18 protein-coding genes are annotated in these 20,625 nt (G+C 74.2%); 9 read left to right on the top strand and 9 right to left on the bottom strand.

Annotated elements, in window-relative coordinates; translation table 11 throughout:
* Window positions 1–118 precede the first annotated feature (118 nt).
* From OG509_RS07040 to OG509_RS07055, 4 genes are all read left to right on the top strand, one after another.
* Entirely contained in the window at window positions 119–970 is an 852-nt protein-coding gene (locus OG509_RS07040) for an alpha/beta fold hydrolase (protein WP_406181003.1), read from the top strand.
* 106 nt (window positions 971–1,076) lie between these two features.
* Window positions 1,077–2,672, top strand: coding sequence for an alkaline phosphatase D family protein (locus tag OG509_RS07045; protein ID WP_406181005.1), 1,596 nt, complete (start codon window positions 1,077–1,079; stop codon window positions 2,670–2,672).
* Between the two features lie 213 nt (window positions 2,673–2,885).
* Complete coding sequence (locus OG509_RS07050; protein WP_406181006.1) at window positions 2,886–4,337, top strand: GNAT family N-acetyltransferase; 1,452 nt, start codon at window positions 2,886–2,888, stop codon at window positions 4,335–4,337.
* A 161-nt stretch (window positions 4,338–4,498) separates the two neighbouring features.
* Window positions 4,499–6,241 carry a DUF885 domain-containing protein gene (locus tag OG509_RS07055; protein WP_406181008.1) on the top strand — a complete coding sequence of 581 codons (1,743 nt, stop codon included), beginning with the start codon at window positions 4,499–4,501 and terminating at the stop codon, window positions 6,239–6,241.
* Between the two features lie 91 nt (window positions 6,242–6,332).
* Here OG509_RS07055 and OG509_RS07060 read toward each other — a convergent pair whose 3' ends face one another.
* Window positions 6,333–6,866, bottom strand: coding sequence for a rhodanese-like domain-containing protein (locus OG509_RS07060; RefSeq protein WP_406181009.1), 534 nt, complete (start codon window positions 6,864–6,866; stop codon window positions 6,333–6,335).
* A gap of 94 nt (window positions 6,867–6,960) precedes the next feature.
* Here OG509_RS07060 and OG509_RS07065 point away from each other — a divergent pair, with 94 nt between their 5' ends.
* Window positions 6,961–7,407, top strand: coding sequence for an Lrp/AsnC family transcriptional regulator (locus OG509_RS07065; protein WP_053688949.1), 447 nt, complete (start codon window positions 6,961–6,963; stop codon window positions 7,405–7,407).
* On the opposite strand, the gene OG509_RS07070 is transcribed toward OG509_RS07065, so the two are convergent.
* From OG509_RS07070 to OG509_RS07080, 3 genes are all read right to left on the bottom strand, one after another.
* Window positions 7,397–10,408 carry an AAA family ATPase gene (locus OG509_RS07070; RefSeq protein ID WP_406181011.1) on the bottom strand — a complete coding sequence of 1,004 codons (3,012 nt, stop codon included), beginning with the start codon at window positions 10,406–10,408 and terminating at the stop codon, window positions 7,397–7,399. The two genes, OG509_RS07065 and OG509_RS07070, sit on opposite strands and share 11 nt — an antisense overlap.
* Window positions 10,405–11,571 carry an exonuclease SbcCD subunit D gene (locus OG509_RS07075; protein WP_406181013.1) on the bottom strand — a complete coding sequence of 389 codons (1,167 nt, stop codon included), beginning with the start codon at window positions 11,569–11,571 and terminating at the stop codon, window positions 10,405–10,407. Before OG509_RS07075 ends, OG509_RS07070 begins: the two co-directional genes overlap by 4 nt.
* 122 nt (window positions 11,572–11,693) lie before the next feature.
* The gene (locus OG509_RS07080; protein WP_387288618.1) at window positions 11,694–12,320 is read right to left on the bottom strand and encodes a YigZ family protein; all 627 of its coding nucleotides are present in this window, start codon (window positions 12,318–12,320) and stop codon (window positions 11,694–11,696) included.
* Window positions 12,321–12,420: 100 nt separating this feature from the next.
* Here OG509_RS07080 and OG509_RS07085 point away from each other — a divergent pair, with 100 nt between their 5' ends.
* Together OG509_RS07085 and OG509_RS07090 are read left to right on the top strand one after the other, a co-directional pair.
* A complete protein-coding gene (locus tag OG509_RS07085) occupies window positions 12,421–12,825 on the top strand; it encodes a CoA-binding protein (protein ID WP_406181015.1) in 405 nt (134 codons plus the stop codon).
* 98 nt (window positions 12,826–12,923) lie between these two features.
* The gene (locus OG509_RS07090; RefSeq protein ID WP_406181017.1) at window positions 12,924–13,790 is read left to right on the top strand and encodes an EamA family transporter; all 867 of its coding nucleotides are present in this window, start codon (window positions 12,924–12,926) and stop codon (window positions 13,788–13,790) included.
* A 32-nt stretch (window positions 13,791–13,822) separates the two neighbouring features.
* On the opposite strand, the gene OG509_RS07095 is transcribed toward OG509_RS07090, so the two are convergent.
* Window positions 13,823–14,584 carry an acyltransferase gene (locus OG509_RS07095; protein ID WP_406181019.1) on the bottom strand — a complete coding sequence of 254 codons (762 nt, stop codon included), beginning with the start codon at window positions 14,582–14,584 and terminating at the stop codon, window positions 13,823–13,825.
* A gap of 136 nt (window positions 14,585–14,720) precedes the next feature.
* On the opposite strand from OG509_RS07095, the gene OG509_RS07100 reads away from it, so the two are divergent.
* Window positions 14,721–15,272 (top strand): gamma carbonic anhydrase family protein, encoded by a 552-nt coding sequence (locus OG509_RS07100; protein WP_030158329.1) that lies wholly within the window; start codon window positions 14,721–14,723, stop codon window positions 15,270–15,272.
* A gap of 44 nt (window positions 15,273–15,316) precedes the next feature.
* Here the strand turns inward: OG509_RS07100 and OG509_RS07105 are convergent, their stop codons facing one another.
* From OG509_RS07105 to OG509_RS07120, 4 genes are all read right to left on the bottom strand, one after another.
* Window positions 15,317–15,964, bottom strand: coding sequence for a DedA family protein (locus OG509_RS07105; RefSeq protein ID WP_406181020.1), 648 nt, complete (start codon window positions 15,962–15,964; stop codon window positions 15,317–15,319).
* A gap of 57 nt (window positions 15,965–16,021) precedes the next feature.
* Window positions 16,022–18,535 (bottom strand): beta-glucosidase, encoded by a 2,514-nt coding sequence (locus OG509_RS07110; RefSeq protein ID WP_406181021.1) that lies wholly within the window; start codon window positions 18,533–18,535, stop codon window positions 16,022–16,024.
* Window positions 18,536–18,656: 121 nt separating this feature from the next.
* On the bottom strand, window positions 18,657–18,857 hold the full coding sequence (locus OG509_RS07115; protein ID WP_406181023.1) for a type II toxin-antitoxin system VapB family antitoxin: 201 nt from the start codon (window positions 18,855–18,857) through the stop codon (window positions 18,657–18,659).
* Between the two features lie 170 nt (window positions 18,858–19,027).
* Complete coding sequence (locus tag OG509_RS07120) at window positions 19,028–19,480, bottom strand: DUF4442 domain-containing protein (RefSeq protein WP_181382609.1); 453 nt, start codon at window positions 19,478–19,480, stop codon at window positions 19,028–19,030.
* A gap of 95 nt (window positions 19,481–19,575) precedes the next feature.
* Between OG509_RS07120 and OG509_RS07125 the strand changes: the two genes are divergently transcribed.
* Window positions 19,576–20,604 carry a hypothetical protein gene (locus OG509_RS07125; protein ID WP_406181025.1) on the top strand — a complete coding sequence of 343 codons (1,029 nt, stop codon included), beginning with the start codon at window positions 19,576–19,578 and terminating at the stop codon, window positions 20,602–20,604.
* The last annotated feature ends 21 nt before the right edge of the window (window positions 20,605–20,625 follow it).

Genomic DNA, 20,625 nt, shown 5'->3' on the forward strand with positions numbered 1-20,625 from the left:
ATGTTCTCGCTCCCCGACACGCGTCCGGGGCTTGTCCCGCAGGGCTACCGGGCGGTAATCATGGCGGTAGTCATTACTGACAGCCTGTCTCACACGCGTCCACCCGACGAGGAGCTGCATGACCGCCACGGTCTCCTTCCCGATCGAATCGCCGCTGGGCCCCCGCACCGCCACCGTCGCCTACGAGCGCAAGGGCGCCGGCGCACCGCTTCTCCTGCTGCACGGCATCGGCCACCACCTCCAGGCCTGGCACCCGGTGACCGACATCCTGGCCGCCGAGCACGACGTCATCGCCGTCGACCTGCCCGGCTTCGGCCTCTCGGAGCCGCTGCCCGAGGGGGTCCCGTACGACCTGGGCACCTTCGTCCCCGCGCTCGGTGCGCTCTGCACGGCCCTCGGCGTCGAGCGCCCGCACGTCGTGGGCAACTCCCTCGGCGGGCTCCTGGCCCTCGAGATGGGCCGCAGCAACCTGGTCCGCTCGGTCACCGCGCTCTCCCCCGCCGGCTTCTGGACCGAGGCCGAGCGCAAGTACGCCTTCGCCACCCTGCGCGCGATGCGCGTCGGCGCGCTCACGCTTCCCCACTCCACGCTGGAGCGGCTCTCGCGCAGCGCCGCCGGCCGGGCCGCGCTCACCGGCACGATCTACGCGCACCCGGCCCGCCGGTCACCCGAGGCCGTGGTCGCCGAGACCCTCGCCCTGCGCGAGGCCACCGGATTCGAGGAGACCCTCGCCGCCGGCCGCTCCGTACGGTTCACCTCGGACGTGCCCGGCCTGCCGGTCACCATCGCCTGGGGCTCCCGCGACCGGCTGCTCCTGCCCCGCCAGGGCGTACGCGCCAAGCACACGGTCCCCGACGCCCGGCTGGTCCGGCTCCGCGGATGCGGCCACGTACCGATGAACGACGACCCGGCGCTGGTCTGCCGCGTGGTTCTGGACACGGTGCGAGCCACAACCGGCCAATCCGCCTGACCTGCTGACGGCTGTTCATCCACGGTTCGGTTGGGCGACGCGGGCGGGCCGGTGTACGACGGCACACTGGTCCGACCCGTCCCCGCCGGCCCCTGGAGACGCTCCGATGGCACCGATGCCGCACACCCGACGGTCCCTGCTCGGCGGTTCACTCGCCGTTCCTGTGGGCCTTGCCCTGTCCGGCGCGCTCGCCGCGCCCGCCTTCGCCGCACCCACCACCGCCGCGGCGTTCACCCGCTCCGGACGCCCGAGCGCTTCGTGGGGCACCCAGTCCGGTGAGATCACCGCGCACTCGGCCACCATCTGGACGCGCTCCGACCGGCCGGCGCGGATGTACGTCGAGACCTCCCCGAGCGAGTCGTTCCGCTACGGCGTCCGGCGGCACGGCGGCCCGTTCCTCGGCCCCGCCACCGACTTCACCGGCACCACCACCCTGCGCGACCTCCCGCCCGGTCAGCAGATCCACTACCGGGTGGTCCTGGCCGACCCGGACGACCCGCGCCGCACGGGCGAGCCGGTCCGCGGCACCTTCCGGACCACCCCCGTCTCACGCCGCCACAACGTGCGCTTCCTGTGGTCGGGGGACCTCGCCGGCCAGGGCTGGGGCATCAACCCGGACCTCGGCGGCTACCGCGTCTTCGACGAGATGCGCCAGCGCGACCCCGACTTCTTCCTCTTCAGCGGGGACACCATCTACGCCGACGGGCCGATCCAGGCCTCCGTCCCCCTGCACGACGGCAGCATCTGGCGCAACATCACCACCGAGGAGAAGGCGAAGGTCGCCGAGACCCTCGCCGAGTTCCGCGGGAACTTCCGCTACAACCTGCTCGATCGCAACCTGCGCGACTTCAACGCCCAGGTGCCGGTCCTCGCCCAGTGGGACGACCACGAGGTGCGCAACAACTGGTACCCCGGCCAGGTGATCGACGACCCCCGCTACACCGTGCGCGACGTCGACACCCTCGCCGGGCGCGCACGCCAGGCCTTCGGCGAGTACTTCCCGGTCACCGACCTCCGCGGCGGCCGCGCCGAGGGCCGGATGTACCGGGTGATGCGGTACGGGCCGCTGCTCGACGTCTTCGTCCTCGACATGCGCACCTACCGCGACGCCAACTCCCCCGGCCGCCAGACCGTGGACCCCATCGGCATCCTCGGCCAGGAGCAGCTGGCCTGGCTCAAACGCGAGCTGTCGCGCTCCCGCGCCACCTGGAAGGTCATCGCCTCCGACATGCCGCTGGGCATCGTCGTGGCCGACGGCACCGAGAACTTCGAGGCCGTCGCCCAGGGCGACCCGGGCGCCCCGCTCGGCCGCGAGCTCCAGATCGCCGAACTCCTGCGCCACATCAAGCACCAGCGCATCACGGGCACCCTCTGGCTCACCGCCGACGTGCACTACACGGCCGCGAACCACTACGCCCCCGAGCGGGCCGCCTTCACCGACTTCGCACCGTTCTGGGAGTTCGTCTCCGGTCCCATCGGCGCGGGCGGCTTCCCCGCCGGGAAGCTCGACGCCACCTTCGGCCCCGAGACGGCCTACGTCCAGTCGGCCCCGCTCGCCAACATGTCACCGTCCGAGAACCCCCCGTACTACGGGGAGGTCGAGATCGACGGCGAGTGCGGGGAACTCACCGTCCGATTGCGGCGCCAGGGAGGCGGCGTACTCTTCACCACCTCGCTCCAGCCCGGACGCGTGGGCCAGTAACCACCGCAGGTCCCCGGGGGATCCCGGGCCTCGGCGCCGGCCGTCCGGGCCCCGGAACCCCCGGGTCCCGGACCGGGCCCCCGGCTCGCCGCCGCGGATTCCGGATGGCTGCACCCCTCTCGAAAACCGGGCGAAATCGGCCAGACGGACACTTAACCAGTCGGACACAGATCGTTCGTGATCACGCAACACCCCTGCGTCACAGTGGCATGCATGACTGAACGCAACCACGCCTCCGCCCACCGCCACCACCGCCACCACTGGCGCCGCGACCTCGTCGAACTGGCCGCGCTGTTCTGCGCCGTCGCGGTCGCCGACGGCATCGCCAATCTCGTCGCGCACGGCCCCCACGGCCCGGTCCTGCTCATCGCCTCGGCCATCGCACTCCTGGTCACGACGGCGTTCCACACCTGGTGGGCACGCCGCCACAGCCATGCACCGCCGCCGCCGAGCACAGCGCCCTCCGATCCGGCCCCCGGCGGCACGGCCGGGGCCACCTCCGCGTCGGGGTCCGCGTCGGAGAGCGCCACCGCCGCCACGACCGCCCTGTGGCGGATGCGGACGACCGTACGGGACGAGCCCGGCAGCCTGGCCGCGATCTGCAGCGCGCTCGCCCACCACGGCGTGGACATCCTGACCCTCCAGACCCACCCGCTCCCCGAGGGCGGCACCGTCGACGAGTTCCTGCTGCGCTCCCCGCAGCAGCTGGCCTCCTCCGAGCTCTCCCGCGCCATCGCCGGGGCCGGCGGCCACAGCACCTGGATCGAACGCGCCGACGCGCACGACCTGGTCGACACCCCGACCCGGGTCCTGGGCCTGGCCACCCGCACCGCCCTGGACGCCGCCGAGCTGCCCCTCGCCCTGCGCCAGCTGCTCGGCCGCTGCACCATCCACTCGATCCCGGCCACCACCCTCTCCGGCCGCCCCAACGCGGGCGCCGACGCCCCCGTCGAGGGCGTCCTGGAGGCGACGGTGATGCGGCTGCGCGACCCCTCGGGCGGTGCCATCACCGTGGAGCGCCCCTATCTGCCGTTCACCCCGACCGAGTTCGCCCGGGCCCGCGCCCTCGTCGAGCTCGACGCCCGGCTCGGCCCGCGCGTGCCGCGCAGCCAGGACGTGCTGACCCTGCCCGAGGGCAACGAGATCACGGTCCGCCGCGCCGACGGCTCGGACCTCGCCGCCGCCCGCGCGATGCACGACCGCTGCTCCGAGCGCACCCTGGGCCTGCGCTACCACGGCCCCGTCTCCGACGCCGACCGCTACCTCGGCCACCTGCTGAGCCCCCGGTTCGGCCGTACGCTCGCCGCCACCACCGCGTCCGGCAAGCTCGTCGCCCTCGGCCACCTGCTGTGGGACGGGGACGAGACCGAGGTCGCGCTCCTGATCGAGGACGACTGGCAGCGCCGCGGGATCGGCTCCGAACTGCTGGGCCGCCTGATCTCGATGGCCGTGGAGGCCCGCTGCGACAGCGTGTACGCCGTCACCCAGGCCTCCAACACCGGCATGGTCGCGGCCATGCGCGGCCTCGGGCTCCCCCTCGACTACCAGATCGAGGAGGGCACCCTGGTGATCACCGCCCGGCTTGACGCGAAGCCGGCCGCCTCCCGGGGCGTGTACGAGCTCCCGCGCGCGCAGCAGCCGTACGGCCAGCACCACCCGCGCTGAACCCGGACCACCGGGATCGCGTCAGGTGGCGTGAACTCGCCCCCGGACGCACGCCGTTGACCGCACGGGAGCGGCACCACGCTCCGCCGCTCCCGTGCACGTCAGGAGGCTGAAAGCGAACGGTGATGACGCGGGGCCTTCCCTCGTACGAAGATGGCCGCATGTCAGAGACCCTTCGCAGCGACAGCGCCTCCCGGCTGCCCCGCCAGGTCGCCGACGCATACGTCGACGACCTCATTGCCATCGATCCGATCGCGGGCACCTATCTCGGTGTCGCCGCGTGCTCCAGCCGGCTCCCGGACTTCTCGCCCGCCGGCCGTGCGGCCGCCGCCGACCTGTCCCGTTCCACCCTCGCCCGCCTCGACGCCGCCGAGCGGCTGCCCGGCGCGGACAGCGACGCCGAGCGCCGCTGCGGCCGCCTCCTGCGCGAGCGCCTCAACGCCGAACTCGCGGTGTACGAGGCGGACGAGGACCTGCGGACCGTCAGCAACATCCATTCGCCCGCGCACGCCGTCCGCGACGTCTTCACCCTGACCCCGTCCGACACGGACGAGGACTGGGCCGCGATCGCCGAGCGGCTGCGCGCGGTCCCCGCCGCACTCGCCGGCTACCGCGAGAGCCTCGAACTCGGCCTGGACCGCGGCCTGTACGGGGGCCCGCGCGCCACCGCCACCTTCATCGACCAGCTCACCACCTGGGCGGGCGAGGACGGCGCTGACAGCGACGGCGCTGACAGCGACGGCGCGGACGGCGACGGCGCGGGCTTCTTCGGCGAACTCGCGTCCCGCGGCCCGGAGACGCTGCGCGCCGGGCTGGAGGAGGCGGCCGCCGGAGCCACCGCGGCCGTCGCCGGACTCCGCGACTGGATGCGCGACGTGTACGCCCCGGCCGTCGCGGACGCGCCGGACCAGGTGGGCCGCGAGCGCTACGCCCGCTGGTCGCGGTACTTCAACGGCACGGACCTGGACCTGGACGAGGCGTACGCCTACGGCTGGTCGGAATACCACCGGCTGCTCGCCGAGATGAACGCCGAGGCCGCCAAGATCCTGCCGGGCGCGGGTCCTTGGGAGGCGCTGGCCCACCTCGACGAGCACGGCACCCACATCGAGGGCGTCGACGAGGTCCGGGCCTGGCTCCAGGGCATCATGGACGAGGCCATCGAGAACCTCGACGGCACCCACTTCGAGCTCGCCGAGCGCGTGAAGCGGGTGGAGTCCATGATCGCCCCGCCGGGCGGCGCGGCGGCCCCGTACTACACGAACCCCTCGGAGGACTTCTCCCGTCCGGGGCGCACCTGGCTGCCGACGATGGGCCAGACCCGCTTCCCGGTGTACGACCTGGTCTCCACCTGGTACCACGAGGGCGTTCCGGGCCACCACCTCCAGCTCGCACAGTGGGCGCACGTCGCGGACCAGCTCTCCCGCTACCAGGCCAGCGTCGGCCTCGTCAGCGCCAACGTCGAGGGCTGGGCGCTGTACGCGGAGCGCCTGATGGACGAGCTGGGCTACCTCAAGGACGCCGAGCAGCGCCTGGGCTACCTGGACTGCCAGATGATGCGCGCCGCGCGCGTCATCGTGGACATCGGCATGCACCTGGGCCTGGAGATCCCGGCGGACTCGCCGTTCCACCCGGGCGAGCGCTGGACGGTGGACCTGGCGCAGGAGTTCTTCGGCCTGCACAGCGGCCGGCCGGCGGACTTCATCGAGAGCGAGGTGACCCGCTACCTGTCGATGCCGGGACAGGCGATCGGCTACAAGCTGGGCGAGCGGGCCTGGCTGCTCGGGCGGGACAACGCGCGTGCCGCGCACGGCGACTCCTTCGACCTGAAGGCGTGGCACATGGCGGCGCTGTCGCAGGGCTCGCTGGGCCTGGACGACCTGGTGGACGAGTTGTCGAAGCTCTGATCGACGGCGCCGGCGCTCACGCGTACGGGCCGCCCGCTCCCCCTGCGAGGGAGCGGGCGGCCCGTACGGCGTTCCGGCGCGGAATCGGCCGTCAGCAGCCGCAGTCGTCCGAGTCGGTCGGCGCGGTCAGCGGGTCCGCCTCGCCGCGCTGTCGGCCGCCCTGCCAGGTCTCGACCTCGAAGCCCTCGCGGATCCAGTACTCGATGCCGCCGAGCATCTCCTTGACCTGGAAGCCGAGCTGGGCCAGGGCGAGCGCGGAGCGGGCTCCCCCGTTGCAGCCGGGGCCCCAGCAGTACGTGACCACGGGAAGGCTCTTGTCGAGGAGCCGCTCGGCCTGCTCGGGGACGAGGGCGGTCGGCAGGTGGACCGCACCCGGCACGTGGGCCTGGTCCCAGGCCGGGGTGGAGCGGGAGTCGACCAGCTGGAAGCCGAGCTCGGCGCCCTGCTCGCGGTGGGCCTTGAAGGCGGCGGCGACGTCGGACACGTCCGCGTGGAAGGCGAGGCTCGCGGCGAAGTAGGCGGCGGCCGCGGCCGGGGCGGCCGGGGGCACCCGGAGCACGGGGTTGGCGGCGGGAGCGGGGGCCGGGGCGGCGGCCGGGGCGGCGCTGTTCTGTGTCGTCGTCATGGCTCTGAATCTACGAGCCGCTGATCATCCCGGGAAGTGGCTTTCCCCGGCCTTCCCCTTGTTCAGCCGGGGATTCCCCTGCTACACCTGCCTCATGACCGACTATTCCCCTGACGCCACCGACTGGCGCATTCTGACGGCCCTCCAAGAGGACGGCCGGGCCAGCTTCGCCGATCTCGCGCGCGCCGTCTCGATGTCCGCGAGCGCGGTCACCGAGCGGGTGCGCCGCCTGGAGGAGGCGGGCGTGATCACCGGGTACACCGCCGTGGTGGACGCGGAGAAGCTGGGCAAGTCCATCCTGGCGCTGGTCAGGCTGCGCTATCCGCACGGCAACTACAAGCCGTTCCACGACCTGCTGGAGGCGACCCCGGAGATCCTGGAGGCCCACCACGTCACGGGCGACGACTGCTTCGTGCTCAAGGTCGCCACCCGTTCGATGGGCCACCTGGAGGAGGTCGCGGGCCGGATCGCCGGCCTCGGCTCCGTCACCACCAGCATCGTGTACTCCTCGCCGCTGTCCCGCCGCCCGCTCAGTCCGTGACGGACGCCGTGCGGTGGCGGACCACCGAGCCGCCGCGCTGCTTGACGATCTCCAACTGGGCCTGGACGCGGGTCCGCAGGTCGGCGACGTGGCTCACGATGCCGACGCTGCGGTCCCGTTCGCGCAGCGAGTCCAGTACGTCGAGCACCTCGTCGAGCGCCTGGTCGTCGAGGCTGCCGAAGCCCTCGTCGATGAACAGGGTGTCCAGGCGCATGCCGCCCGCCTCGTCGGTGACCACGTCGGCCAAGCCGAGGGCCAGGGCCAGCGAGGCGAAGAAGGTCTCACCACCCGACAGCGTGGCGGTGTCCCGCTCGCTGCCGGTCCAGGCGTCCACCACGTGCAGCCCGAGGCCGGATCGCCCGCGTCCGCTCGCCTTGGCGTCGGAGTGGACGAGCGTGTAGCGGCCGCCGGACATCCGCAGCAGCCGTACCGTCGCGGCGGCCGCGACCTGCTCCAGGCGGGCTGCCAGGACGTACGCCTCCAGCCGCATCTTGCGCTCGTTGTCGGCGGAGGTGCCCGCGGTGAGCCCGGCCAGCCGGGCCACGCGGTCGTACGCCTCGCGCAGCGGGCCCAGGGCGCGCAGCTCCTGCTCCGCCTGGCGGGACAGCCGGTCCAGCTCCGCGCAGCGCACCCGGGCCGCGTCCACGGCGGACCCTGCCGTACGAAGCTTCGCCGCCGCCCGGGCTTCGTACGCCTCGGCGGCGTCCGGCGCGGCCGGGGGCAGTGTCGCGGCCAGGGCGGTGTCGGTCTCGCCGAGGCGGTCCGCCAGCATGGCCTCCTCCGCCTGCCAGGCGTCCGTCCTCCGTTGGAGCGCGGTGCGTTCGTAGTCCGGAAGGACCGCGTCCGCGGCGGCCTCGGTGGTGTCGAAGCCGGCCTTGAAGGCGGCGTCGGCGAGCTGGGCATCGGCCTCCTTGAGCCGGGCGGCGGTGTCCTCGGCCCGGCGCAGCGCGGCGGCGGCCCCGGTGACCATCCGGACCCGGTCCTCCAGGGTCCGGGCGCGGGCCGCGACGGTGGGCGCGCCGTCCCGTACGAGGGCGAGCTCCTCCTCCAGCGAGGCCTGCTCCTGGTCCAGGGCCTCGCGCCGGGAGGCCCGGCCGGCGGCCCTGCGCTCGGCATCGAGCCGGTCGGAGCTGCGTACGGCGTGCTCCCGCTCGGCGCCGGCCAGCCGCTCCCGGGCGGTGTGCAGCCCGGCCGCCGCGGCGTGGGCGGCGGCGTGCCGGGAGCTCAGGTCAGAGGTCAGCGCGAGGAGTTCGCCGGTGGTGGCCTCCCCGGCGGCCGCCGCGGCCTCGCCCCGCGCCTCCTGGACGGCGGCGAGTTTCCGCTCGACGGCGGCCCGGCTCCCCTCGGCCCGCTCGTAGCGGGCGTGGGCGGCGTCCTCGGCAGCCCGGTCCACGTGCCCGGGGGCCGGGCGCGCCGGAGCGGGGTGCTCCGCCGACCCGCACACCGTGCATGCCTCCCCCGCCACCAGCGCCTCGGCGAGCTCGGCGGCAATCCCGCGCAGCCGGGCCTCCTTGAGCTCCAGCCAGCGCTCCCGGGCGGCGGTCGACTCCTCGCGTACGGAGAGCAGTTCACCCTCGGCGCGCTGCGCATCGGCGTCCAGCGCATCCCGGCGCTGGGACGCGGTCAGGTGCATCCGGGCCGGCTCCAGCCGCCCCGCGAGCTGCTCGGCCAGCGTCGCGGCCTGCTGGGCGGCGTCCACCCGCTCGGCCAGCGCGGTCCGGGTGGCCTCCCAGCGGGCGAGCCAGTCGGCGGAGTCCCGCAGCTGCTCCTCGGCGTCGCGGGCCTCCCGCTCCAGGGTGGCCCGCTCGCGGCCGATCTCGGCGCTGCGCTGCTCGGACCGCTGGGCGGCGCCGAGCGCTCCGAGGTCCTGGCGCAGCCGCTGCTCGACGGCGGACAGCTGCTCGGTGCCCGCCTCGGCGAGGGCCGGCGGGAGCTGCGCGCGGGCGGCGGCCTCCGCGTGGGCGGCGGACAGGTGGGCCGCCGAGGCGGCTCCGCGCAGTTCCAGGGCGGGGGCCGCCAGGGCGCCGCGCCGGGCCCGGTCCAGCAGGGCGCGGACCCGCTCCCGCTCGGGCTCCGCCTCGGCGAGCAGGGCGGTGCGGCGGGCCGTCTCGGCGTGCCGGCGCTGGAGGCGGTCGAGCTCCCGCGCCTCCCTCGCGGCCCGCCGGGCGGCGGCGTGCCGGCCCTCGACGGCGGCCAGCGCGTACTCGGCGACCGTCAGCCGCTCCCGGGCCGCGCAGCGGGCGACGGCGGCCCAGGTCCGGACGGCCCCGGCCAGCCCGGGATCGCCCGGCTGGTGCCCGGGCAGCGGCCAGGCCCGCAGGTCGGCGCTGTCCCCGGCGGCCTGGGCGAGCCGCTGGGCGATGCCGAGCACCTTCTCGTCGCCGGCGCGGACCTTGGCCTCGGCGGCCCGGCGGCGCTCGGCGAGCAGCGCCTCGACGGCGGCGAAGCGGCGGGTGTCGAAGAGCCGGCCCAGCAGCCGGCCCCGCGCCGCCTCGTCGGCCCGCAGGAACTTGGCGAACTCGCCCTGCGGCAACAACACGACCTGGCAGAACTGCTCGCGGCTCATGCCGAGCAGCTGCTCGATCTCCTCGCCGATCTCCTGATGGGAACGGCTGAGCGCCTGCCAGCGTTCCCCGTCGTACTCGCGCAGCCAGCTCTGCGCCTTGTCCTTGGTGGTGCCGGTGCCGCGCTTCTTCGGCCGGTCCTGCTCGGGGCGCCGGGTGATCTCCAGGCGCCGCCCGCCCGCGGTGAGTTCGAGGGTGACCTCGGTGGGGGTCCCGGCGTCGGCGTGGTCGCTGCGCAGGCTGGTGCCGGGGGCCTGGCGGGGGCCGGGCACCGATCCGTACAGGGCGTGGCAGACGGCGTCGAGGACGGAGGTCTTGCCCGCGCCGGTGGGGCCGTGGAGCAGGAAGATCCCGGCGCCGGACAGCGCGTCGAAGTCGATCTCCTGGGGTTCGGCGAAGGGGCCGAAGGCGGTGATCCTGAGCCGGTGCAGCCTCATCGGCGGGTCTCCTGCCGGCTGTCGTCCGCCCGTACGTCCTCGAAGGCGCCCTGGAGCACGGCCCGTTCGGCCTCGTCGGCGACCCCGCCGCCGCGTACGTGGGCGACGAAGTCCTCGGCGATCTCCTGGTCGCTGCGCCCCTTGAGGCGCTGGGCGTACGAGGCCCCGCCGGACTCCTCGCGGCCCTCGGGGTCGAAGGCGAGGCTCAGGGTGTGCGGGAAGCGGGCGGCGAGCCGGGCCATGGGGTCCTCGGGCCGGACCGGGTCGGTGAGGGTGGCCTCGATCCAGGAGCCCTCGTACGCGTCGTACGCGGTCTCCTCCAGCAGCGTGTCGAGCCGTCCCCGGAGCCGGGCGAGCGGGCGCGGCACGGGGGTGTCGACGCGCTCTGCGGCGATCTCTCCGGCCGGGCCGAGGTCGATCAGCCACATCGTCTTGCGGTGGTCGGCCTCGGAGAAGGAGTAGGCGAGCGGGGAACCGGAGTAGCGGACCCGTTCGTTGATCGTCTGGCAGCCGTGGAGGTGGCCGAGGGCGGCGTAGTCCACCCCGTCGAAGACGGAGGCGGGCACGGCCTCGACCCCGCCGACGGCGATGTCGCGCTCGCTGTCGCTGGCCAGCCCGCCGGTGACGAAGGCGTGGGCGAGGACGACGGAGCGGGTGCCGGGCGCGCGCGCTGCGAGGTCGGCCCGGACCAGGTCCATGGCCGCGCCCAGCACTGCCTCGTGGCTCACCTTCTGCGCGGCGAACCGGTCCTTGACCAGGGCGGGCTCCAGGTACGGCAGTCCGTACAGGGCCACCTCCCCGTGTACGTCGGCCAGCACCACGGGGTCGGCGCAGCCCTCGGGGTCGGTCCGCAGGTGGATCCCGGCCCGGCCGATCAGCCCGGCGCCGACGCCGAGCCGGCGGGCGGAGTCGTGGTTGCCGGAGATCATCACGGTGGGCACGCCGAGGTCGGCGAGCCGGTGCAGCGCCCGGTCGTACAGCTCGACGGCGGGCAGCGGGGGCACGGCCCGGTCGTAGACGTCGCCGGCGACGAGGACGGCGTCGACCTCGCGCTCGCGGACGGTCTCGACCAGGTGGTCGATGAAGGCGGCCTGGGCCCCGAGCAGGTTCACGCGGTGGAAGGACCGGCCGAGGTGCCAGTCGGAGGTGTGCAGGAGCCTCACTCGCCGGCCCCGCCGGACGTCTCGCCGCACATGTTTCTTCCGTCCCCCTGGTCGTCCCGGTCGTCTCCCGCTCGCTGAGCCCCTCTACGCTAACGCGTCACCGGGGCCCCCGGGCCACGTCCTCAGGACGCGTACGTCTCCCCGCCGAGGGTGAGGGTGGCGCTGCCCGCCGTACTGTCGGCGAGCCAGGCCTCGAAGGCGGGCAGGTCCGCCTCCGGCAGGGCGACCTCGATCTCGACCGCGGCCCCGTAGCGCAGGTCCACCACGGTGCGGCCGGTGGAGCGCAGGTCGTTCTGGGTCTTGCCGGCCCGCTGGTGGTCCACGGTGACGGTGGCCAGCCGGTAGCGGCGGCGGGTGAGGGTGCCGAGCGCGTCGAGGGCCTCGCCGACGACTCCGCCGTAGGCCCGGATCAGGCCGCCGGCGCCGAGCTTCACACCGCCGTAGTAGCGGGTGACCACGGCCACCGCGAACCGGATGTCGCGGCGCATCAGCATCTGGAGCATGGGCACCCCGGCGGTGCCGCCGGGCTCCCCGTCGTCGCTGGCCTTCTGGACGGAGGCGTCGGCGCCGATGACGTAGGCGAAGCAGTTGTGCGTGGCGGTGGGGTGCTCCTTGCGGACGCGCGCGATGAACTCCTGCGCCTCCTGCTCCGTCGCGGCGGGCGCGAGCGAGCACAGGAAGCGCGAGCGGTTGATCTCCGACTCGTGCACGCCCTCACGGGCCACCGTCACGTACTGGTCCGACTTCACCGCTCCACCCTACGGGGAATCGGACACGTGTCCTTTCGGTTGATCACGGGTGCGGGCCGGAGCGCCGGGCCGCACCTGAAGGCAACAGGAGGCGGCAACCGTGTACGGCGACCCGGCAACCATCCGCAAGATCCTCACCGAGCTCGGCGACACCTGGGCCGTGGTGGGCCTGTCCAACAACCGGGACCGGGCTGCCTACGGGGTGGCCCGCACGCTCCAGCGGTTCGGCAAGCGGGTCGTCCCCGTGCACCCGAAGGCGGAGGCGGTGCACGGCGAGCAGGGGTACGCCTCGCTCGCGGAGATCCCGTTCGAGGTGGACGTCGTGGACGTCTTCGTGAACAGCCACCTGGCCGGGGCCGTCGCCGACGAGGCCGTGGCCGTGGGGGCGGACGCCGTCTGGTTCCAGCTCGGCGTGATCGACGAGGCCGCCTACGCCCGGACCCGCGAGGCCGGCCTGGAGATGGTGATGGACCGCTGCCCCGCCATCGAGATCCCGGCCCTCTGACCGACCCGTCCGCGGTGGCGCGGTGCGGCTGAACTAGCGTGCGGGGTGTTGCGCGCCGGACTCCCCCGTTCACTGCACCGTACTGCGAGGCCCCTGTCATGACCGCCCTCTTCGCCCTGGCCACAGCCCTGCTGTGGGGTCTCGCCGACTTCGGCGGCGGGATGCTGACCCGCCGGCTGCCGGCGCTCACGGTGGTCGTGGTCTCCCAGGTGCTCGCCGTCATCGTGCTCGGCGCCGTCGTCCTGGCTACGGGCGCCTGGCGGGAGGCCGGGCCCCAGCTGTGGTTCGCGGTCGCGGCGGGCCTGGTCGGGCCGGTCGCCATGCTCTGCTTCTACGAGGCGCTGGCGCTCGGGCCGATGGGCGTTGTCTCGCCGCTCGGCTCGCTCGGGGTGGTCGTGCCCGTCGCGGCCGGGCTGGCCCTGGGCGAGCGGCCCGGGCTCGGCCAGTTCGCGGGGATCGCGGTGGCGGTCGTGGGCATCGTCCTCGCGGGCGGCCCGGAGCTGCGCGGTGCGCCCGTACAGCGCCGGGCGGTCGTGCTCACGCTGACCGCGGCCTTCGGGTTCGGTGCGGTGATGGCCCTGATCGCGCACGCGTCGAGCAGCGTCACCGGGCTCTTCCTCGCCCTGTTCGTCCAGCGGGTCACCAACGTGGCCGCGGGCGGCGCGGCCCTGTGGGTCCGGACCCGGCGCGGCGCCCCGGCCCTGCCGGCGGGGACGGGCCCGCGGATCCTGTGGGGGCTGCTGCCCGCGCTGGCCTTCGTCGGGCTCGCGGACGTCGCGGCGAACGGCACGTACTCCGTGGCCGCCCAGCACGGTCCGGTGACCGTGGCCGCCGTACTGTCCTCGCTCTACCCGGTGATCACCGCGCTCGCCGCCTTCGTCGTCCTCAAGGAGCGGCTGCGGACGGTCCAGGCGGCCGGCGCCGGGCTGGCCCTGGCCGGAACGGTTCTGCTCGCCGCGGGCTAGCGGGCAGACCGGCCGGCGGGCAGGCAGGCGACCTAGTGCGTGTCCGCCGAGCGCTGCTCGGCCTCCGCCAGCAGCGCCACCGCGCGCAGCTGCTCCGGCGTCACCCCTTCCGGGATCGGCACCGGCGCGGGGGTCCGCAGCGGCGGCTGCCAGCCCGTCTCCGGCTGCCACCGGCGGACGATGCGCGCGGGCGCCCCGGCCACCACCGCGTGGTCCGGCACCTCGCCCCGTACGACGGCCCCCGCGGCCACCACCACGTTGCGGCCCAGCCGGGCCCCCGGCAGGATCACCGCGCCCGTGCCGAGCCAGCAGCCCGGGCCTATCTCCACCGGCGCGCTGCGCGGCCACTGCTTGCCGACGGGCTCGTGCGGATCGTCGTAACTGTGGTTCGTGGAGGTGATGTACACCCCGGGTCCGCAGAAGGTGTCGTCCCCGATGGTGATGCGGGTGTCGGCTATGACGTGGGTGTCCCGGCCGAGCACGACGCCGTTGCCGAGGACCAGCACCGGCTCGGTCCCGAGGTCGAGCCCCGGCATCATCCCGGCGGTCAGCGTGACCTGCTCGCCGATGATGCAGTGGTCGCCGAGGCGGATCCACGGCTCTCCGAAGACCGTGCCCTGGGGGAAGGCGAGGCGGGTGCCGTGTCCGATCGCGCCGAAGCGCAGCCGTCCGGGCGTCTGCGCGGTGACCGCACCGGCCTGCTGCATCCAGCGCCAGCCGGCGTGGACCGCGCGATTGGCGAGCCTGCGGCTCAGGCCGGTCAGCGATGAGAACGTGTTCTGGTTCTTCGGCACCGGGTCACCGTAACGCGCGGAGCGCCCGTGCGCGCCGTGATCTTCACCCCATCGCCGGTCGGGCCGGGCCCGTGCCCTACCGTGCCGGTAGCGCGACAGCAGGGCACTCCAGCACACAGGACTGAGGAAGAGAAACATGACGTATCACGCGGACCGGGGCCAGGCACTCGTCGCGGGCGTGGGCGGCAAGAGCCCGCAGATCGACCCCACGGCCTTCGCCGCACCGACCTCGGTCGTGGTCGGCGACGTCACGATGGCCCCGAACTCGAGCATCTGGTACTCGGCGGTACTGCGCGCCGACTGCGGCCCCATCTCGCTCGGCGCGGACAGCAATGTGCAGGACAACTGCACGCTGCACGTCGACCCCGGGTTCCCGGTCTCGATCGGCGAGCGCGTCTCCATCGGCCACAACGCCGTGGTGCACGGCTGCACCGTCGAGGACGACTGCCTCATCGGCATGGGCGCCACCGTCCTCAACGGCGCGGTGATCGGTGCCGGCTCGCTGGTCGCCGCGCAGGCACTGGTCCCGCAGGGCATGGTGGTCCCGCCCGGTTCGCTGGTCGCGGGCGTGCCGGCCAAGGTGCGGCGCGAGCTGACCGACGAGGAGCGCGAGGGCATCAAGGTCAACGCGCTGATGTACGCGGACCTGGCCAAGCAGCACCGCGCCGCCGTCCAGCCCCCGCAGTAGCCGTACGCAGGTGCCCGCGCCCCTCCCGCGCCCCGCGGCCGGGGCTACTCGGCCGCGGCGGCCGCCTTCTCCGTTTCCGCCGTGGCCGCGGCCGCCTTCTTCATCCGGCCGCGCAGCACCAGCGTCACCGTGAGGCCGATCACCAGGGCGAGCACCAGCGCGACCCAGGAGAAACCCTTGAGCCACGGCTCCGCGACGATGCCGATGGTGTAGATGACGGCCGTGGTGCCGCCCGCCCACAGGATTCCGCCGAGGACGTTCGCGACGAGGAACCGCCAGTACGACATGTGCAGGACACCCGCCAGCGGGCCCGCGAAGATCCGCAGCAGGGCCACGAACCGCCCGAAGAAGACGGCCCACATGCCCCACTTCTCGAAGGCGCGCTCCGCCTGGGCCACGTGCTCCGGCCCGAAGTGCTTGGGGAAGCGCCTGCCGAGGCGCTCCAGCAGCGGCTTGCCGCCCCTGCGCCCGATCGCGTAGCCGATCGAGTCGCCGACGATCGCCCCGGTGGACGCGCAGATCCCCAGGACCACGGGATCGATCTCGCCGTGCTGCGAGGCCAGCAGCGCCGAGCTGACCAGGATGATCTCTCCCGGCAGCGGGATGCCGAGGCTCTCCAGCCCGATGACCAGACCCACCAGGAGATAGATGCTGACCGCCGGAATCGTCTCCAGCCATTCCTGGATGTGCACCGGTACGTCCTCCCGAATCGCGGCGGCGCGTCCCCAGTGACCCGCCGAACGGGCAGCCTATCTGCTCGTGACCACAGCCTTTGCCCGCAGGTGGAGTTCGCGGGAGGAACGGCCCGCGAACACTTCACGACGGCCTGAACCGAGCGCCCAGGCACGCGCTTCGGGATCCCAGGAGGACAGCGCGCGGGCATCGATGTCGAGAACCACCTGCTGCGCCTCGCCGGGTGCCAGGGTGAGGCGCCGATAGCCGGCCAGCGCGCGCACCGGCTGGTCGAGTTTCAGCTCCGCGGAGGGGCCGACGTACACCTGGGCCACCTCGGTTCCCTTGCGGTGCCCGGTGTTGCGGACCGTGAACTCCACCCGCAGCCCGCCGCGCTCCGGCCGCACGGCGAGGTTCTCGTACTCCCAGGTCGTGTACGAGAGCCCGTGCCCGAACGGGAACAGCGGGGCCACCCGCTGCGCGTCGTACCAGCGGTGGCCGACGTGGACGCCCTCGCCGTACTCCTGCCGCCCGCCCACCCCCGGGTAGCGCAGCGGGTCCCCGCCGACCGGGGTCGCCTGCTCGTCGGCCGGGAAGGTCTGGGTGAGCCGGCCGCCCGGGTCCACGTCCCCGAAGAGGAGGTCGGCGGTGGCTCCGGCGCCCTCCTGGCCCGGGTAGTACATCTGGAGGACCGCTCCGGTACGGGAGAGCCACGGCATGCTCGTACTGGAGGAGGTGTTGAGCACGACCGTGGTGCGGGGGTTCACGGCGGCGACCGCCTCGATCAGCCGCGGCTGCCCGCCGGGCAGCCCCAGCGAGGTGCGGTCGGTGCCCTCGGTGGCGTCCTCGTAGGCGAACAGCACGACGCTGTGCGCCTGCTCGGCGGCCTTCACGGCCTCGGCGAGGTCGGCGGCGCGGGTCGCCTTCGTGGTGTGCCGCAGCCGGAACCGCTGCCCCTTGGCCCCGCCCTCGGCGAAGACGGAGAGCCGGTGGGTGCCCGCCGTGAGGGTGAGGGTGCGGCGGCGGACGGCGAGCCCGTCGGGCGCCGCTCCGAGAAGTCCCCCGGCGAAGTGCTCGGCCACGCCCTGCCGGACGGGGAAGAGCTCCTCGCCGTCGAGGCGCACGCCGGGCCGCCTCCCGGTGTAGTGGACGAGCAGCGTCCACTCGTCGTCCGCGGCGAGCGTGAACTCGCCCTCGTGGCTCCAGCTCCGCCCGGCCTCCACGCGCCGGTCGGCCAGGTCCGCGGCCGGGGTCAGCAGGTGCGCCGGGAGCGGGCGGCCGTACAGGTCCTCGCCGAGCGCGTAGTGCACCGTACTGCCGTTGCCGGCGCGCCGCCTGATGGCGTCGAGCGGGGCGGGCGCCTGGTCGGGGACCACGTGTGCGCTGCCCCCGCCGCTGACGAAGGGCAGCTGCCCGGTGGGGCCGATCACGGCGATCGAGCGGGCCGCGGCGCCGGTCAGCGGCAGGGTGGCGTGCTCGTTGCGCAGCAGCACCGCACCCGCGGCCGCGACCCGGCGGGCGAGGCGGGCCCCGGCGGCGGCGTCGCGCGCGGGGCGGGCCGGCGGGCGCGCCGCGAGCAGCCCGAACCGGTCCATGGTGACCAGGATCCGGCGTACCGCGAGGTCCACGGTGTCCTCGTGGACGGAGCCGCCGCGCACCGCCTGCTGGAGCGGGGCGCCGAAGCGGGTGCCGCCGGGCATCTCCATGTCGAGGCCGGCACCGATGGCGGCGACGGTGCTGTGGGCGGCGTTCCAGTCGGACATCACCCAGCCGCCGAATCCCCAGCGCCCGCGCAGCAGTTCGTCGAGCAGGGGCTTGCTCTCGCAGGCGTACGTGCCGTTGACCTTGTTGTACGCGCCCATCACCGCGCCGGCCCCGGCGGCGACGGCGGCCTCGAAGCCGCGCAGCTCCGTCTCGTGCAGGGTCTGTTCGGCGGCGACGGCGTCGACGGTGTCGCGGCCCTGCTCCTGGTTGTTCAGGGCGAAGTGCTTGACGGTGGCGATGAGCCCCTCGTCCTGGATGCCGCGGACCACCTGCGCGACGAGGTCCGCGGTCAGCCGGGGGTCCTCGGCGAAGGTCTCGAAGTTCCGCCCGGCGTACGGGGTGCGGATCAGGTTGGCCATCGGGGAGAGCAGCACGTCCTGGCCGAGCGCCCGGCCTTCGCGCCCGATGACCCTGCCGTACTCGCGGGCCAGCGCCGGGTCGAAGGCGGAGGCCAGCATGACGGGGGCGGGCAGTGCGGTGGCGGGCTTCGCGACCCGTACCCCGGCCGGCCCGTCGGCGAGCCGCAGCGCCGGGATGCCGAGGCGCGGTACGCCGGGCACGTACCCGGCCTGGCCGAGCGGGGCGGGGTCCGGGCCGCCGTGCAGCAGGGCGGTCTTCTCCTCCAGGGTGAGCCGCTCCAGCAGGGCGTCGATGCGGGCGGCGCTGCCGGGCCGGGCCGCGGCTCCGGTCGCCGCGGCGGATGCCGAGGCCTTACGGGGGACCGCGCCGCCGGGCGGCACCGCGGCCACGCAGCCGCCCGCTCCCAGGGCGGCGCCCACCGCCCCGAGCAGCCCGATCGCGCGGCGTCTGGACACGGCCTCGCTCATGGGCGCTCCCTGCGGCTGCGGCTCGGGTCGGCGGGAGCGGCCCGCGCCGGACCGCTCCCCCGCCCACTGTGCGCTGCCGCCCCGCCCTTGCCCGCCGGACGCGCCACCGCCACTCCGGGTTTCAGCCCTGCGGCGGCTGCTCCAGGGCGTCGGCCTCGCGGCGCGGCGCGTCCTGCGCCTGTACGCGCGCCTCGGTGCGGTGCCCGCGCGCGATGTAGTCCCGTACGACGGCCTCCACGGCGTCCTGGGGCGAACCGATCCCGGCGAGGACCATCACCTCCACCACGAGCTCGGCGTCGAGCTTGATCTCGACCTTGGCCACGGCCACCTCCGGTTCGTCGCCCGCGGACTGCGAACCCTGCCCGCGGAATCCAGCCCTGCCCGCGCTCCTGCCCGTGAAAACACGAACCCGCCCGGGACGCGGGTCCTCTCGTCCTCGGGCGGGTCCTCGACCGGCGGCCGCGCCGCCGGTGGCCGGCGTGCGGCGGCCGGTTACGCGTTCGGGCGCAGGGTCCAGACGACGGTCATCTCGCCCGTCACAGCCTCGTCCTCGCGCTGGATGGCGATGGTGACGGGGAACTCGGGGCGGCCGCCCGCGTCGAGTTCGGCGATGACCTCGGCGGCCGGGCGGCCGAGGGTGGCGGTGGCCGTCACGACGCCCTTGGCGAGCTTCTTGTAGCCGATCTCGGCCTTGACGGCGAGGGGCACGGCGCGCGAGAGCTGGTCGCCGAAGGCGGCCAGGACGATCGCGCCGCTCGCGGACTCGGCGAGGGTGAACATGGCGCCGGCGTGCGGGCCGCCCACGTGGTTGTGGTAGTCGGGCTGGTCCGGCAGCCGGACGACCGCACGCTCGGGGGTGGTCTCCAGGAACTGGAGGTTCAGGGTCCGGGCCATCGGCACCGTCGCGGCGAGCAGTTCGCCCACGTTCATCTGATCTGCGCTCATGGGACGCGATGTTACCCGCGAGTAGACACCCTGGCCAGACCTTCACACGGGGCGGACGTGCCTCCCGGTACCCGCTCCCACTATCGTTACCGGCCATGTGGCCAGGACAGCAGCAGCCGCCCGGGGGACAGCAGAACCCTCAGGACGCGCATCAGAACCCGTACCAGCAGCAGGGGCAGCAGGGACAACAGCCGAACCCCTACCAGCAGCAGCAGCCCGGCTACGGATACCCGCAGGCCGGCTACCAGACCCCGCCGCCGGTCCAGCCGTGGGGCCAGCCGACGCAGGCCATGCAGCCGCCGCAGAGCGGCGGGAGCCCCTTCGCGACGAAGACGGTGGCCATCGTCGCCGCGGCCGCGGTCGTCGTGGTGGCGGCCGGCACCGGCGCGTTCGTCCTGACCCGGGACGACAAGAAGAACGACGCGGCCGACAACAAGCCCGCCGCCGCCTCCTCGGCCCCGGCCACTGCCCAGGCCCCGGCCTCGCCCGGCGCCAACCCGCGCGCCGGCGGCGACGTCAAGCCGGTGATCCCCGGCTGGAAGGTCGTCCTCAACCCCAAGTACGGCACCGCCTTCGACGTCCCGCCGGAGTGGAACGTCGCGAGCGCCGGCGTCATCTCGGGCTTCGAGGACGCGAGCAAGAACGACGGCATGCCGCTCACCACCTTCTCCGCGCCGGCCTTCCTCAAGGAGGACTGGTGCAAGGTCGACTCCAACAAGGACGGCCGCGAGGAGTCGACCGGACTCGCCGGGACGGGCACCAAGGGCGGCCAGGGCGCCAAGGACACCGCCGAGGCGGTGAAGAACGAGGCCGGCAACTGGGCGTTCGCCGCGTACGCGCAGAAGGCGCCCAAGGGCACCGTGAAGGTCTCGGAGCCGAAGGAGTACACCACCTCCTCCGGCCTCAAGGGCCACATGGCGACCGCGACGGCGGTCGGCGTGCCCAAGGCGGACAAGTGCACCACCGACGGCAAGTCCATCGCCTTCAGCTTCAAGACCGCCAACGGTGACTTCTCCAGCTGGATCCTCTACAGCGCCACCGGCGTCCAGGGCGAGGTCCCCCAGGAGACGATGGACAAGATCCTCAGCTCGGTGCGCCTCAACGGGACCGCCGGCAACGGCTGACTCACCCGCCGGCCCCTTCGG

The organism is Streptomyces sp. NBC_01006 (assembly GCF_045162725.1).
GTDB lineage: Bacteria > Actinomycetota > Actinomycetes > Streptomycetales > Streptomycetaceae > Streptomyces.